Source organism: Streptomyces sp. NPDC057617 (assembly GCF_042800555.1).
Taxonomy (GTDB): domain Bacteria; phylum Actinomycetota; class Actinomycetes; order Streptomycetales; family Streptomycetaceae; genus Streptomyces.
This window is the reverse complement of record NZ_JBHVGV010000002.1, coordinates 129,532-144,705: the sequence shown is the minus strand read 5'-3', so window position 1 is coordinate 144,705 and position 15,174 is coordinate 129,532. Positions and strand designations below refer to the sequence as shown.

At 72.1% G+C, this 15,174-nt stretch carries 11 protein-coding genes; 4 read left to right on the top strand and 7 right to left on the bottom strand.

Annotated elements, in window-relative coordinates; translation table 11 throughout:
• Positions 1-120 precede the first annotated feature (120 nt).
• The 6 genes from sucD to ACFU9P_RS06035 form a co-directional block, all read right to left on the bottom strand.
• The gene (gene sucD, locus ACFU9P_RS06060; RefSeq protein WP_376379961.1) at positions 121-1,005 is read right to left on the bottom strand and encodes a succinate--CoA ligase subunit alpha; all 885 of its coding nucleotides are present in this window, start codon (positions 1,003-1,005) and stop codon (positions 121-123) included.
• Positions 1,006-1,051: 46 nt separating this feature from the next.
• Complete coding sequence (gene sucC / locus ACFU9P_RS06055; protein WP_376379964.1) at positions 1,052-2,227, bottom strand: ADP-forming succinate--CoA ligase subunit beta; 1,176 nt, start codon at positions 2,225-2,227, stop codon at positions 1,052-1,054.
• 205 nt (positions 2,228-2,432) lie between these two features.
• Positions 2,433-3,641, bottom strand: a complete 1,209-nt coding sequence (locus ACFU9P_RS06050) for a VWA domain-containing protein (protein WP_384077991.1) — start codon at positions 3,639-3,641, stop codon at positions 2,433-2,435.
• Positions 3,638-6,067, bottom strand: a complete 2,430-nt coding sequence (locus ACFU9P_RS06045; protein ID WP_384077990.1) for a DUF5682 family protein — start codon at positions 6,065-6,067, stop codon at positions 3,638-3,640. The genes ACFU9P_RS06050 and ACFU9P_RS06045 overlap by 4 nt, the downstream gene beginning before the upstream one ends.
• Entirely contained in the window at positions 6,064-7,188 is a 1,125-nt protein-coding gene (locus ACFU9P_RS06040; protein WP_384077989.1) for an AAA family ATPase, read from the bottom strand. Before ACFU9P_RS06040 ends, ACFU9P_RS06045 begins: the two co-directional genes overlap by 4 nt.
• A gap of 160 nt (positions 7,189-7,348) precedes the next feature.
• Positions 7,349-7,777, bottom strand: coding sequence for an MmpS family transport accessory protein (locus ACFU9P_RS06035; protein WP_384077988.1), 429 nt, complete (start codon positions 7,775-7,777; stop codon positions 7,349-7,351).
• A 149-nt stretch (positions 7,778-7,926) separates the two neighbouring features.
• Here ACFU9P_RS06035 and ACFU9P_RS06030 point away from each other — a divergent pair, with 149 nt between their 5' ends.
• A complete protein-coding gene (locus ACFU9P_RS06030; RefSeq protein WP_384077987.1) occupies positions 7,927-9,282 on the top strand; it encodes an SWIM zinc finger family protein in 1,356 nt (451 codons plus the stop codon).
• An 82-nt stretch (positions 9,283-9,364) separates the two neighbouring features.
• Complete coding sequence (locus ACFU9P_RS06025; RefSeq protein WP_384077986.1) at positions 9,365-11,077, top strand: DUF5691 domain-containing protein; 1,713 nt, start codon at positions 9,365-9,367, stop codon at positions 11,075-11,077.
• 60 nt (positions 11,078-11,137) lie between these two features.
• Here ACFU9P_RS06025 and ACFU9P_RS06020 read toward each other — a convergent pair whose 3' ends face one another.
• Positions 11,138-11,551 carry a cobalamin B12-binding domain-containing protein gene (locus tag ACFU9P_RS06020; RefSeq protein ID WP_384077985.1) on the bottom strand — a complete coding sequence of 138 codons (414 nt, stop codon included), beginning with the start codon at positions 11,549-11,551 and terminating at the stop codon, positions 11,138-11,140.
• Between the two features lie 478 nt (positions 11,552-12,029).
• On the opposite strand from ACFU9P_RS06020, the gene ACFU9P_RS06015 reads away from it, so the two are divergent.
• Positions 12,030-12,926, top strand: coding sequence for an esterase/lipase family protein (locus ACFU9P_RS06015; protein ID WP_384077984.1), 897 nt, complete (start codon positions 12,030-12,032; stop codon positions 12,924-12,926).
• A 365-nt stretch (positions 12,927-13,291) separates the two neighbouring features.
• The gene (locus ACFU9P_RS06010) at positions 13,292-15,127 is read left to right on the top strand and encodes a peptidoglycan DD-metalloendopeptidase family protein (protein WP_384077983.1); all 1,836 of its coding nucleotides are present in this window, start codon (positions 13,292-13,294) and stop codon (positions 15,125-15,127) included.
• Positions 15,128-15,174: the final 47 nt, after the last annotated feature.

Genomic DNA, 15,174 nt, shown 5'->3' with positions numbered 1-15,174 from the left:
TGTAGACCTGTGTCGGGCTGCTTTGAGCCCTGTCGGCGACAGGCGGGGCCCCGCCCCCCTGACCGAGGTGCGGCCCCACGCGCATACCGCCGTACGGAGACGGCGACGGGGATACGGAGGTCAGCCGGCCAGAATGGCGCGCGCCAGCCCCGCCGTCTCGGTCGGCGTCTTGCCGACCTTCACACCCGCGGCCTCCAGGGCCTCCTTCTTCGCCTGGGCCGTACCGGAGGAGCCCGAGACGATGGCGCCGGCGTGGCCCATGGTCTTGCCCTCGGGCGCGGTGAAGCCCGCGACATAGCCGACGACCGGCTTGGTCACGTTCTTGGCGATGAAGTCGGCCGCACGCTCCTCGGCGTCGCCGCCGATCTCGCCGATCATCACGATCAGATCGGTGTCGGGGTCGGCCTCGAACGCGGCGAGCGCGTCGATGTGCGTCGTACCGATGACCGGGTCGCCGCCGATGCCGACGGCCGAGGAGAAGCCGATGTCACGCAGCTCGTACATCATCTGGTAGGTCAGCGTGCCGGACTTGGAGACCAGACCGATACGGCCGGGCTTGGTGATGTCGCCCGGGATGATGCCGGCGTTGGACTGGCCGGGGGTGATCAGTCCGGGACAGTTCGGACCGATGATGCGCGTCTTGTTGCCCTTGCTGCTCGCGTACGCCCAGAAGGCGGCGGAGTCATGCACCGCGATGCCCTCGGTGATCACCACGGCCAGGCTGATCTCGGCGTCGATCGCCTCGATGACCGCGGCCTTGGCGAAGGCCGGCGGCACGAAGAGGACGGACACATCGGCGCCGGTCTTCTCGATGGCCTCGGCCACGGAGCCGAAGACGGGTACGGAGGTGCCGTCGAAGTCGACGGACGTGCCTGCCTTGCGGGGGTTCACACCGCCGACGATGTTGGTGCCGTCCGCGAGCATGAGCTTGGTGTGCTTCATGCCGGTGGCACCGGTCATCCCCTGGACGATGACCTTGCTTTCCTTGGTGAGGAAGATAGCCATGGGGTTGGAGTCCCTCGTTCTGTGTCGTGTCGGAGACGCGTGAAAGTCAGCGTGCCGCGGCCAGCTCGGCGGCCTTGTCGGCGGCGCCGTCCATGGTGTCCACGCGCTGCACGAGCGGGTGGTCGGCGTCGGAGAGGATCTTGCGACCCAGCTCCGCGTTGTTGCCGTCGAGTCGCACGACCAGCGGCTTCGTGACGTCCTCGCCCTTGGACTTGAGCAGCTCCAGGGCCTGGACGATGCCGTTGGCGACCTCGTCGCACGCGGTGATGCCACCGAAGACATTGACGAACACGGACTTGACGTCCGGGTCGCCGAGGATGATCTCCAGCCCGTTCGCCATGACCTCGGCGGAGGCGCCGCCGCCGATGTCCAGGAAGTTGGCGGGCTTCACACCGTTGTGGGCCTCGCCGGCGTACGCGACGACATCCAGGGTCGACATGACCAGACCCGCGCCGTTGCCGATGATGCCGACCTCGCCGTCGAGCTTGACGTAGTTGAGGTTCTTGGCCTTGGCGGCGGCTTCGAGCGGGTTGGCCGCGGCCTTGTCCTCCAGGGCCTCGTGCCCGGGCTGGCGGAAGTCGGCGTTCTCGTCGAGCGAGACCTTGCCGTCCAGCGCGATGATCTTGCCGTCGCCGGACTTGATCAGCGGGTTGACCTCGACGAGGAGCGCGTCCTCCGCGATGAAGACGGTCCACAGCTTCTGCAGGACCTCGGCGACCTGGTCCGCGATCTCGGCCGGGAACTTCGCGGCGGCGACGATCTCGGCGGCCTTCTCGGGGGTGCAGCCCTCGTTGGCGTCGACGGGGACCTTCGCGAGCGCGTCGGGGTTCTCCTCCGCGACGACCTCGATCTCCACACCGCCCTCGACGGAGGCCATGGCCAGGAAGGTGCGGTTGGTGCGGTCCAGCAGGAAGGAGACGTAGTACTCCTCCGCGATGTCGGCGGTCTCGGCCAGCATCACCTGGTGGACCGTGTGGCCCTTGATGTCCATGCCAAGGATCTGGCCGGCCTTCTCGACGGCCTCCGCCGGGTCCGCGGCCAGCTTCACACCGCCGGCCTTGCCCCGGCCGCCCACCTTGACCTGCGCCTTGACAACGGCCTTGCCGCCGAGACGCTCGGTCACCTCGCGGGCCGCCTCAGGCGTCGTGATGACTTCACCGGCCAGCACCGGTACACCGTGCTTGGCGAAGAGGTCCCTCGCCTGGTACTCGAACAGGTCCACGCGTGTCCGTCCCTTGTGTCTTTTAACCGCAGCCTGGTGATCGCGGGTTCGTTGTCTGCGTGGGCGTGCCGCGAAGGGCAACGTGACTGCGCTGTCACAGAGGGAGGCGTACGCGCTGTCCGGTACGCGGCATGTCCGTCTTGCAGGTTATCCCCGTGGGCCATGGCTCCCTAAATCGCAGATCACGCCTGAGCGGTGATACCTGTCACATGAGTGGCGTACCCGGCAGATCACCGTCCGGCACGGGTATCGGGCGCTTCTCGATCGCCGCCGCCATCACCCCGGGGAAGAGGTCCGGCGTGCACGCGAACGCCGGTGCGCCCAGGGCCGCGAGGGCCGCCGCGTGCTCCCTGTCGTACGCCGGAGCCCCCTCGTCGGACAGCGCGAGCAGCGCCACGAACTGGACGCCCGAGGCCTTCATGGCCGCGACCCGCTTGAGCATCCCGTCCCGTATCCCGCCCTCGTAGAGATCGCTGATCAGGACGACCACGGTGTCGGCGGGCCGGGTGATCCGTGACTGGCAGTAGGCGAGCGCGCGGTTGATGTCGGTGCCGCCGCCGAGCTGGGTGCCGAAGAGGACGTCGACGGGGTCGTCGAGCTGGTCGGTGAGGTCGACGACGGCCGTGTCGAAGACGACGAGCCGGGTGGCGATGGAACGCATCGACGCGAGGACCGCGCCGAAGACGGAGGCGTAGACGACGGACGCGGCCATCGACCCGGACTGGTCGATACAGAGAACGACCTCCTTCTTCACGGACTGCGACGCCCGGCCGTAGCCGATCAGCCGCTCCGGGACGACCGTGCCGTGCTCGGGAAGGTAGTTCTTGAGGTTGGCGCGGATCGTACGGTCCCAGTCGATGTCCCGGTGGCGCGGGCGGCTGATCCGGGCGGACCGGTCGAGCGCGCCGGACAGGGTCGCTCTCGTACGGGTGGCCAGCCGCTTCTCGATGTCCTGGACCACCTTGCGGACCACGGCCCGGGCGGTCTCCCTGGTCGTCTCGGGCATCGCCTTGTTGAGCGAGAGCAGGGTGCCGACGAGATGGACATCGGCCTCGACCGCCTCCAGCATCTCCGGCTCCAGCAGCAGCGCGGCGAGACCGAGCCGGTCGATCGCGTCGCGCTGCATGACCTGGACGACGGAGCTGGGGAAGTACGTGCGGATGTCGCCGAGCCAGCGGGCGACCGAGGGCGCGGAGGCGCCGAGCCCGGCGGAGCGGTCGGTGCCGCCGCCGCGCTCCTTGCCCGCGCCGTAGAGAGCGGAGAGCGCGCCGTCCATCGCCGCGTCCCGGCCGGAGAGCGCGTGTCCGGTGCCGTCGGCGCTCTCCCCGCCGAGCACCATCCGCCAGCGGCGCAGCCGCTCGTCGGCGGAGGCGGTGATTCCGGCGTCGATGTCCGTGGTCGCGTCCGTGGTCATTCGGTCACCTCCGTGGGGGATCGGTCGTGGTGCCGGTCGGGTCCGATTTCCGGGGCGGAGCCCAGGAGCAGGTGGAGCACCGGCAGTACGGCGTCGGCGCGCGCCTCGTCGAGTCCGGGGCCGAAGCCGGGCGCGGCGGCTCCCTCCTCCACCGCTCCCCCGGTGCCCGGCCCCCGCCGTACCAGCTCGCCCAGCGTCCGGCGGACACCCGGCTCGTACGCGGAGAAGGTACGGCGGAGCAGCGGGAGCACATCGGTGAAGGAGCCGGGCGGCACCCCGGTCAGCCAGCGGTCCATGAGACCCAGCAGGCGCTCGTCGTGGACCAGCAGCAGGCCTCCGCCCGAGGCGCCGCCGACGAAGCCCTCGATCCAGGCGGCGGCGTCGATGGGCGGGGTGCCGGGGGACAGGGCGAGCCCCATGAACCGCGCGGCGTCGTCCTCCGCGAGCCGCCCGTCGTCCAGGAGCAGCCGGGCGGCCCTCCCCCGTATCTCCCCCGCCACGGTGTCCCGCTCCGCGAGCGTGCGCAGAACGCCCGCCCAGCGCCCGGCCAGACCGGCTCCCTGACCGTGGCCGTTGTTCTCCGGGAGGAGGCCGATCGCCGTGTGGACACTGTCGAGGTGCTTGCGCATCCCGGCGGCGCCGTCCGCGTCGAGCCCGGCGCAGGCGGGCGGCAGACCGACACAGATCCGCTCGGCGAGCCCGGCCGCCACATCCCCGAGGGCCGCGGTGCCGGTGGACCGTACGTCTCCGTACCGCAGCGAGCGGGCGAGCGCGGGCAGCGCCTGGGCGAGGTGCGCGACATCGGTGTCGAGCGCGGCGCGGTCGGCGAGGGCCCGCATCACCAGGGGCAGGGCATCGGGCAGGTCGGCCAGCAGACAGCGCTCGGCGAGCGCTGTGACCTCGGCGAGCGCCGTCGCGGACGCGGCCCCCGACTCGGCCCTGGCGGTCGCGGCGGACAGCACGGTGGTGCCCCATACGCCGGCCTCCGCGACCCGTACGTACAGCTCGGGCTCCCAGCGCAGCCGCCAGGTCTCGCGGAAGGTGCCGGTGCTCCCGCGCCCGGCGGCGGGCTCGCCCCAGCCGATGCCGAGCAGCCGCAGCCGGTGCAGGAGTCTGCTGCGCGCGGTGTCGGTCTCCTTGCGCAGGTCGAGGTCCATCTGACGTTCCAGCGCCTCCGGCTTGAGCCGCAGGGACTTCTGGAGCCGGGTGAGATCGCGCTGCAGCGGCACGGCGGGCGCGGTGTCCGGGACCTCGCCGAGCACATCGCCGACGACGAGCCGGTCCCGGATGAGTCCGAGGGGTACGTCCGATCCCTCGCACATCACGGCCCGTACCGCGTCCATGGTCTCGCCGAGACCGGCCAGCGGACGGCCGCGCACGGCGGCCAGGGTCTCGGCGAGCCGTACCGCCTCGATGACATGCGCGGAGGAGACGGTCCGGTCCTCCTCCCGCAGCAGACCCGCGACCTTGGTGAGCCACCGCTCCACCGGGCGGTCGGGGGCAGCGAAGAGATGTCCGTACCAGCCGGGCGAGTCGATGCCCGCGCCGTAGCCGCTGTGCCGGGCGAGCCTGCGGTGGGTCCAGGGCACCCACGTCAACTCGGCCTTGACCTTGGGCAGCCCCTTCAGGAGGGCACGGTCGGCGGCGAGCGTCGTCTTCGCGGTCAGCGCGGGCACATGCCAGGCTCCGCAGACGACGGCCACCGCTTCGTCGCCGAACTCCTTGCGGGCCGCCCGCAGTTGGATACGCATATGGGCCTCGCGGACGAGATCCCGTTGGTGTCCGCCCGCGCCGTACTCCTCGCGCAGCGCGCCCATGGCCTCGGCGACCGCCTCGAACGGTGCGAAGGGGTCCTCCGCGCGGCCGGGCTCGCGGTGCTCGACGACGTCCTCCCACCAGCGCTCCGGATCGTCGTATCCGGCGGCCTCGGCGAGGACGGCGAGGGGATCGATCCGCAGCCCATCAGCCCCGCCCTTGCCGTCGACCTCACTGTCGGCCTTCTCTTCGGCCTCGGCCCCATCGGCCTCGGCGGCCTGTGCCAGGGAGTTGGCCGCGGGCAGGTCGATGAACCGCACCGGTACGGCATGGGCGAGCGCCCAGCGGATCGCGACCCACTCCGGCGAGAACTCGGCCAGCGGCCAGAACGCGGCCCGCCCCGGATCGTCCACCGCGTGTGCGAGAAGCGCGACCGGCGGCCGCATCGCCTCGTCCCCGGCGAGCGCCACCAGCGCGTCCCCCTCGGGCGGCCCTTCTATCAGGACGGCCCGTGGCCCCGCCGCGTCCAGCGCCGCCCGTACCGCCCGCGCGGACCCGGGACCGTGGTGCCTGACCCCGAGCAGCAGCGGGCCGCGCCGGCCGGCCGCCGGACCGCCCCCGTCACGGGGTGCGGCGCGGGGAGCTGTCCGTACCGGCGTGGGCGCGGTCACGCGGTCACCTCGCGGCAGGCGCGGTAGAAGTCCTTCCAGCCGTCGCGCTCGCGGACCACCGTCTCGATGTACTCCTGCCAGATCACCCGGTCCGCCGCCGGGTCGCGGACGACCGCGCCGAGGATCCCGGCCGCCACATCGCCCGGCCGCAGCACTCCGTCGCCGAAGTGCGCGGCCAGCGCCAGGCCATGGGTGACCACCGAGATGGCCTCGGCCGTGGAGAGCGTCCCCGAAGGGGACTTGAGCTTCGTACGGCCGTCGGCCGTGAGGCCGTCGCGCAGCTCGCGGAAGACCGTCACAACCCGTCGGATCTCGTCGAGCCCCTCGGGTCCGGTGGGCAGATCGAGCGCGCGTCCCATCTGGCCGACGCGCCGCGAGACGATGTCGACCTCGGCCTCGGGCGTGGCGGGCAGCGGCAGGACGACGGTGTTGAAGCGGCGGCGCAGGGCGCTGGAGAGTTCATTGACCCCGCGGTCGCGGTCATTGGCCGTGGCGATCAGATTGAAACCCCGGACGGCCTGCACCTCCTGGCCCAGTTCGGGGACGGGCAGGGTCTTCTCGGACAGGATCGTGATGAGCGAGTCCTGCACATCGGCGGGGATACGGGTCAGCTCCTCGACCCGTGCGGTCAGCCCCTCGGACATGGCCCGCATCACCGGGCTGGGCACCAGCGCCTCGCGGCTGGGGCCGTGGGCCAGCAGCCGCGCGTAGTTCCAGCCGTACCGCACCGCCTCCTCCGGCGTACCGGCCGTGCCCTGCACCAGCAGGGTCGAGTCGCCGCTGACGGCCGCCGCGAGATGTTCGGAGACCCAGGTCTTGGCGGTGCCCGGCACGCCGAGCAGCAGCAGCGCCCGGTCGGTGGCGAGGGTGGTGACGGCGACCTCGACGATCCGCCGCGGCCCGACGTACTTCGGCGTGATCACCGTCCCGTCGGGCAGCGTGCCGCCGAGCAGATAGGTGGCCACGGCCCAGGGCGACAGCCGCCATCGCGCGGGCCGCTGCCGGTCGTCCGCCGCGGCCAGGGCCTTCAGCTCATCGGCGAACGCGTCCTCGGCGTGCGGGCGCAGCACCTCGCCGTCGGTGGGCGTGGTGGCGGCGGCGGTGTTTTCGGGCACGGTCATGGATCCCCCTCCAGATCGGTCGACCGGATGTGGTAACCACCGTGCACCACGCCACTGACAATCGACCGTCTCCGCAGGTCAACGCCCCAATGATGGCCACCGCACGGCCGTCCGGCCACCGGCGGCGACCGGACGGCCGTGCGAGCAGCGGGAGTTCAGTTCAGTCGGCGATCGGCGAGACCGCGATGCAGCCGCCCGCCGTGGCCAGGCCCTCGCCAGTCGCCTCCTTGATGACCTCGCCCTTGTAGATGATCTTGCAGGTGATCCGGGCGCCGGTGATGTCCACAGCGGTCGGCATGACGGCGGGCGGCATGATGCCCCGCAGCGTCACCGTCTTCTTCCACGGCAGCGTGGGCTGTTCGACCGTTTCGATCGTGGGCTCCATGGCCTTGCCCCCGCCGCCGTGGAAGTCGATCGTGTCGACGCCCTCGCCCGTCACCTCATAGGTGACCTGGTAGGTCTCGTTGACGGCCTTGTCCACCTGGTCGACGGTCTCGGAGCAGGCGGTCAGTGCCAGTGCGAGGCCGGTGACGGCGAAGGCGCCCACGGCGGCCCGGACCGTGCGGGTGATGCGAGCGGTGCTGTTCATCTGTGATCCCCCAGAACTTCGCGTATGTCGCTTCACATAAGCGTAAAGGAAATGTAAAGCCGCAGGGCGAGGGTGTCACAACAGCCTGTCACGATCCTTGAATTCGCAGGTCAGGGCGATTGTCAGTGGGGGGTTCTAACGTCGTGGCCATGAATCCAACGGGGGTCCGCTGGACGACGGAACAGGTGCTCGCCCTGGCTCCTGACGACTCGTCGCGCAGAGCGGGGACACGACTGGGCACGGCCGGTCCGTGGTCGGAGGCGGGAGCCGACGCCGCGGGGGCCGTGTGGGGGCTGTGCGGGGGCAGCGGGAGCAGGCCGTATCAGACGGTGGTGGACACCACGGGTCCGGCCTACTCGTGCAGTTGCCCCAGCCGGAAGTTCCCGTGCAAGCACGCACTGGGGTTGCTGCTGCTCTGGGCGGCCGACGAGCAGGCGGTGGGGGAGACGAAGGCGCCGGGCTGGGCCGACGAGTGGCTCGCAGGGCGCCGGAAGCGGAGCGCGGAGAAGACGGAGGCCGGACCGGCGGGCGGGGGCGGTCCGGGGAAGCCGGCCGATCCGGAGGCCGCGCGGCGCAGGGCGGAGCGCAGGGCCGCGCGGATCACGGCGGGGACGACGGAGCTGGAACAGCGGCTGGCGGATCTGCTGCGGGGCGGGCTGGCCGCGGCGGAGCAGTCGGGGTACGGACTGTGGGAGGAGACGGCGGCCCGGATGGTCGACGCGCAGGCACCCGGACTGGCGGGCCGGGTGCGGGAGTTGGGGGCGATACCGGGATCGGGGGCGGGCTGGCCGGTGCGGCTGCTGGAGGAGTCCGCGCTCCTGCATCTGCTCAACACGGGCTGGCAGGGGCTCGGCCGGCTGCCCGAGCCGCTGGCGACGACCGTCCGCACCCGGGTCGGGCTGCCGTCGCCCGCCGGGGGTCCGCCGGTCCGGGACCACTGGCTGGTCCTCGCGCAGTACGACTCGTCGGACGGCAAGCTGACCACCCGTCGGATCCGGCTGTACGGGCGGGGGTCGGGGCGGTCGGCGCTGCTCCTCTCCTTCGGGGCGGCGGGCCGGTCCCCGGAACTGGGGCTGCCGGTCGGCCTGGTGATCGACGCCGAGGTCACGCCGCATGCGGGCGCGGGGCAGCTACGGGCGGACTGGGGGCAGCAGTTCGGTGTCCCCGGCCCGATCGTGGAGCCACCGCCCGGCGGATCCACCGCGGAGGCGATGGAGGCGTACGGGGCGGCGCTGCGGGCCGATCCCTGGCTCGACGCGTGGCCGGTGACGCTGCGGGATGTCGTCCCGGTCCCCGGCGAGGGAGGCGGCTGGCAACTGGCGGACGCCGACGGCGAGTCCGCGCTGCCCGTCGCGGCCTCGGCCCTGGGCCGTCCCGGGCTGTGGAAGCTGGCGGCGGTCTCCGGAGGTAACCCGGTCACGGTGTTCGGCGAGTGCGGGCACCGGGGGTTCCATCCGCTGGCGGCCTGGGCCGAGGACATACCGGGGACGGTCCCGCTCACCTGACCGCGCCGCACGCGGTCGCCCGCACACCTTCGGAGGACCCGATGCACGGACGGAGGACCCGGTGAACAGCACAGTCAGCGGCATGCTCAGCAGCACCCACGGCACAACAGGCAGTGGCGCCGAATCGCCCTGGGAAGGGCTGGTCACCTCGGCGCTGCTCGGTACGGACCGCCGTACTCCACCGGCCGAGATCATGACCAACGGCCGGGACGCGCCGGTCGCCCTGCTAGACGCCGCCGCGCTCCACACCGTACGGCGTAGGGCCGGCCTGCGCCCGGCGCGCGCCGGGGCCCGGCCCGAGCGGGCACCCCACGACGGCCGGAAGCGGCTGCCCGAGCCGGCCGTGAGACGGCTCGGACAGTTGCTGGCCGGCAGGTCGGCGCCCTCGGGCGGTGGCCGTCGCGGTACGGCTCCCGATCTCACCGAGCTGCTCCCCCAGTGGCTGGCCGCGGCCAACGAGCACGGCTATCAGGCGCCCGCGCCCGTACTGCCCGCGCTGCTCGACGCGGCCCGCGCGCGTACCGATCTGCGGCCGGCGGCCCTGGCCTTCGCGGGGCCGCGCGGGCTCTGGCTCGCCCGGCTCAATCCGGAGTGGAGGTTCGCCCTGCGCGGCGGATCCGGCGGGACGCTGCTGCCCGATGTGCGGGACGACGAGGCCGTGCGGCGGCTATGGGACGAGGGGCTGTTCGCCGAGCGGGTCGCGCTGCTCGGCGCCGTACGGGCCCATGACGACGAGGCGGCCCGCGCCCTGCTGGCGTCGACCTGGGGGACCGAGCGCGCCGAGGACCGGCTGATGTTCCTGGACTCCCTGCGGACCGGGCTGTCCGGGACGGACGAGCCCTTCCTGGAGCGGGCCCTCTCGGACCGCAGCCGCAATGTCCGCTCCACCGCCGCCGAACTGCTCTCGGCGCTGCCGCGGTCGGCGCTCGCCGGGCGGATGGCGGCGCGGGCCGTGACCTGCGTGAGCATGGACCGTACGGGCGGGGGCCAGGTCATCGCGGTCGAGGCCCCGCACGAGTGCGACGCGGACATGCAGCGCGACGGAGTGGTGCCGACTCCGCCCGCGGGGCGGGGTGAACGGTCCTGGTGGCTGGGCCAGTTGGTGGAGGCGGCCCCGCTGAGCACCTGGCCCCGCAGGCTCGGCGGCCGTACGCCCGAGGAGATCGTCGCGCTGCCCGTCCTCGACGACTGGGCGGACGAGCTGCACGCGGCCTGGTGCCGGGCGGCCGTCCGGCAGCGGGACGCGCGGTGGGCGGCGGCCCTGCTCGGTACGGCCGTGGCCGCGCGGGCCGCCGGTCCCGGCACCCCGTCCCTGGCGGAGCGGGCGAAGCTGCTGGCAATCCTGCCCGCCCCCGAACGGGCCTCCTGGGTGGCCGCGTTCATATCCGCGCACGGTCTGTCGGAGGCGTTCCAGGTGCTCGGTGTCTGCGCGGTGCCCTGGGCGGAGCCGCTCGGCAGGGCGGTCGTCGACGCGCTCGACATCGCCCGGGACGGCGGAAGTTACCCCTGGAGCTTCAGCGGGGTCATGGGGCTGGCGGAGCGCTGCCTCGACCCGGCCGAGGCGAGCCGGCTGGAGCTGCTCACGGCGACCCCGGACGAGGGCGAGAACGCGTCGCCGGGCGCGGGTGGCTACTGGTCGGAGGCGTTCCAGCGGCTGGTCTCCACACTGCGCCTGCGCGCGGCGATGCTGTCGGAACTGGCGGCGGAGCCACCGGAGCCGCTGGAGCCGCCGCGAATATCCGGGCAGGCGGAAACAGCGGAGCTATCCGAACTGCCGGAAGGAGCAAATCCGTAGCCCGGCACGCGCGCGGCATACGTACGGCGCACCGTGCGGCGCACCGCACGGCGCACCGCGTCACGCGCCCGTCGGCTGGCGGATGTTGGCGTTGACCCAGGTGACGATCGAGGTCGTCGTCGTGCCGGGCGTGAAGATCTCGGCGACGCCCAGTTCCTTCAGCGGGGCGATGTCCGCCTCCGGGATGATGCCGCCGCCGAAGACCTGGATGTCCTCCGCCTCCCGCTCCTTCAGCAGCTCGATCACCTTCGCGAAGAGCGTGTTGTGGGCGCCGGAGAGGATGGACAGGCCGATCGCGTCGGCGTCCTCCTGGATCGCGGTGTCCACGATCTGTTCGGGGGTCTGGTGGAGCCCCGTGTAGATGACCTCCATGCCTGCGTCACGCAGCGCACGCGCGATCACCTTCGCCCCGCGATCGTGGCCGTCGAGACCCGGCTTGGCCACCACCACGCGGATCGGACCGGTCACACCCATCGTTGCCTCCACATACCGAATACCGACTGCACATACCGACCAACTGCACATACAGACCGACTGCCCATACAGACTGCACGACGGTCTGCCACATACCGACTGCGCCGTCATCGGTACGGGTTCCCGCGGCACGGGTTCCCGCGCCCGCGCGGCCCGGAGAGGTGAACGAACGTTATCCACAGCATCCCGCACCCGGCTGTTTCGCGGCGGGCGGCGAGGGGGAAATCACACCTGGGACAAGTTCGCTTTGCGGTGTTCCGATAACACTCGGCCCCCGGGCCGGGGCGGACAGCCGCAAGGGGAGCCGCAGAGGGAGCCGCCACATGGGCGCGGTTCCGCCGGGCCGCCGGTCGGGTGGCGCGGTGGTTCGGCTTGTGCGTCGGCTCCGGCACGTCGGCCGCGGATCCGCCGTGAGCGGCGCCCCATGAGGGCACACGGGGGACAGAGCCGCCTCCCGGGTGCCGTTCGGAGGTCGGCCATGCAGATCCAGCCGTTCTTTCCGCTGTCGCCGCTCCTTCCTCCGCTGCTGCGCCAGGTGAGCCGCGTACGCGAGGCGTCGCCGCCCGCCGCGCTGCTCCGCGCCACCGCGCTCGACCTCGCGATCCTCACCGGGCATCTCGTCCTCTACCCGGCCGGGATCATCCAGGAGCGCCGCGCCGCCCCGCTGCCCCCGGAGGCCCCCCAGCTCCCCGCCGACGGCCGCGAACGGCCCCCCGTCGTACTGCTCCACGGCCTGGTCGACAACCGCTCCGTCTTCGTCATGCTGCGCCGCTCCCTCGCCCGGCACGGCTGGGACCGGCTCATCTCGCTCAACTACTCGCCGCTGACCTTCGACATACGGTCGGCCGCCGAGCTGCTGGGGCAGCACATCGAGGAGATCTGCGTCCGCACCGGCCACCGCCAGGTCGATGTCATCGGGCACAGCATGGGCGGCCTGATCGCCCGTTATTACGCACAGCGACTGGGCGGCGATGACCGGATCCGTACGCTCGTCACCCTCGGTACGCCCCATGAGGGCACCACCGTCGTGCCGTTCGCGGACGCCCACCCGGTGGTGCGGCAAATGCGGCCGGGATCGGGCCTGATCGACGAGCTGCGCCTGCCCGCGATCGGCTGCCGTACCCGGTTCGTAAGCTTCTGGAGCGATATGGACCAGCTCATGGACCCGGTGGAGACGGCCCGTATCGAACACCCCGATCTGCTCGCGCAGAACGTCCGGGTGAGCGGCCTGGGGCATCTGACCCTGCCGGTCCATCCCGCGGTCGCGGCGGGTGTCCGGCACGTCCTCGAATCCGGTTTTCTGCCCGATCTCGGGTCGGGTATCGACCTCGGCGGAAGTCCCCCCGCCACCGAAGGACCGGCGTCCGTCGCCTGACCGCCGCAACCCGGCGCCCGGCCCACGGTCCAACCCCGCGGTCCAACCCCGCGGTCCAACCCCGCGGTCCAACCACGCGGTCCAACCACGCGATCGCCACCGCTCACCACCGCGATCGGCGCCCGGTCACCGCCCGCGACCGCTCCCGCCACTCGAACACGCTTCGAACGTACGGCCAAGCCTGTGCCCGCAGTCCCCCGAAACACGGCCGAATGCCCGTTTCCGCTGAGCCCAAAACCTGCGGAAGATTGTCGCCGTCGCATACCGCCGGGTACAGTCGCGGCCACTGCTTTCCCTCTGAGGTCCTTCTCCCACAGGACCGGATCTCAGACCCTGGTCCTGCTGCCGAGGCGAGAGAGAAGTTGGTGAACGACCAGCACGCCCACGCCGGGTACGCCGCATACGACGGTTACCAGAACGGCAGCTTCGCGACCGACCCGCTCTTCGGCTCCCTGCCGGGCGGTTACGAGGGGACTCCGGCCCACAACGGGCCGTACGAGCAGCAGTACGGCACCGGCGGCCAGTGGGACAGCGCCGGGCACCAGCAGCAGAGCGCCGGATACGACGCGTACGCCACGCCGCAGTACGAATCGCAGTACGAGCAGTACGACACGAGCGGCACGAGCGGCCAGTGGGCGGACCTCACCACCAGCGGCACCGGTTACCAGCAGTCCGCGGACTACCAGCCGTTGGCGGACATCCCGGCCCAGGCGGCCGGGCCGGACGCGACGGGCCAGTGGGACGCCGACGCCTGGAACCAGGCGAATCCACTCAACGGCACCGGCCACGCAGGGCAGTTCGAAAACGCCCCCTTCGAAAACGGCCAGTTCGACAACGGCCAGTTCGAGAACGCGCCGTACGGATACGACGCCCTGGGCCAGGCCGTCGCGGCGCCCTTCGACCCGGCGCAGGCCGCGCAGTTCGAGACCGCGCCCTTCGACGCCGAGCAGTTCGCGGCCGCGCCGCTCGGGTACGAGCCGACCGCGCAGTGGATGGCGCCGGCGTTCGACTCCGGGGCGTACGACGCCACCGCGTGGAACTCGGCAGGGACATCACCGGATCCGGCGCAGGACACGCTCCTCGTGGACGCCGATGTCGCGGGCGCACACGACCAGGGCGTACACGACCAGTACGGCCACCAGTACGCGGCGGACGGCGCATACGACGCGCAGGACGCGTACGGCTCCGACCCGTACGACCCCGAGGCCGGGTACGGCGCCCCCGGGCCCGGGCCCGAGCCTGAACCCGGCGCGGATGCCGGCTTCGACGCCGAGTCCGGCGGTTATGAGGCCTATGAGGCCGAGGACGGTACGGACGCGGACGACGCTCCCGGTACCGACTCCGACGGCCCCGGTTCCGGCTCCGAGGCCGACTCGCTGCACATGGCTCCGACCATGACCGTGCCCGCCATAACCGTGACGCCTCGTCCGGTACGCCGGACCGGCGGCGGAAACGGCAGCCGAGGCCGCCGCCGTACCCCCGCCAAGCGCTCCGCGCTCCTCACCGTCGCCGTACCCTCCGCCTGTGTGATGGGCGTCGCCGGTATCGCGGCCGCCTCTGTCGGCGGCCTCGGCGAAGAGGCGCAGGAGGAGACCAAGACCACCGCGACGGCCGCCGACCCGGCCTCCGTCAAACCCGTCGCCGCCAACAACAAGCTGGACACCCAGCTCGCCGCCCTCAGCGCCGACGCCCGCGACTTCGGTGACCGGGCCAGCCGTACGCAGGAGCGCATCGACCTCAAGGCGCGGCAGGAAGCGGAGCGGAAGCAGCGCGAGGCGGAGGCGGCTCGCAAGGAGGCCCTGCGGCCGAAGTTCGCGCTGCCGGTCGCGGCGCACGGCCTCAGCGCGTACTACGGCCAGGCCGGCATCAACTGGATGTCCGTGCACACCGGGATCGACTTCCCGGTCTCGTACGGCACGCCGGTGATGGCGGCGACCGACGGCACCGTGCGGACGCAGTACAACAGCGCGTACGGCAACATGGCCATCGTGACCTCGCCCGATGGCACGGAGACGTGGTACTGCCACCTCAGCAGTACGAAGATCCGCTACGGCACGGTCAAGGCGGGCGATGTCATCGCCTACTCGGGCAACTCGGGCAACTCCACCGGCCCGCACCTGCACTTCGAGGTACGCCCCGGCGGCGGCTCGGCGATAGACCCCCTGTCCTGGCTCCGCAGCCACGGCCTGGACCCGACGTAAGCCGGCGCGGGCCAGGGGTCCGGCGCCGGTGGGCAATACCACCAAGC

Bases quoted from the DNA above. Each gene is read 5' to 3' on its own strand.
- sucD (WP_376379961.1), bottom strand. From the start codon at position 1,005: ATGGCTATCTTCCTCACCAAGGAAAGCAAGGTCATCGTCCAGGGGATG.
- ACFU9P_RS06050 (WP_384077991.1), bottom strand. From the start codon at position 3,641: ATGACCACGGACGCGACCACGGACATCGACGCCGGAATCACCGCCTCC.
- ACFU9P_RS06040 (WP_384077989.1), bottom strand. From the start codon at position 7,188: ATGACCGTGCCCGAAAACACCGCCGCCGCCACCACGCCCACCGACGGC.
- ACFU9P_RS06035 (WP_384077988.1), bottom strand. From the start codon at position 7,777: ATGAACAGCACCGCTCGCATCACCCGCACGGTCCGGGCCGCCGTGGGC.
- ACFU9P_RS06030 (WP_384077987.1), top strand. From the start codon at position 7,927: ATGAATCCAACGGGGGTCCGCTGGACGACGGAACAGGTGCTCGCCCTG.
- ACFU9P_RS06025 (WP_384077986.1), top strand. From the start codon at position 9,365: ATGCTCAGCAGCACCCACGGCACAACAGGCAGTGGCGCCGAATCGCCC.
- ACFU9P_RS06020 (WP_384077985.1), bottom strand. From the start codon at position 11,551: ATGGGTGTGACCGGTCCGATCCGCGTGGTGGTGGCCAAGCCGGGTCTC.
- ACFU9P_RS06015 (WP_384077984.1), top strand. From the start codon at position 12,030: ATGCAGATCCAGCCGTTCTTTCCGCTGTCGCCGCTCCTTCCTCCGCTG.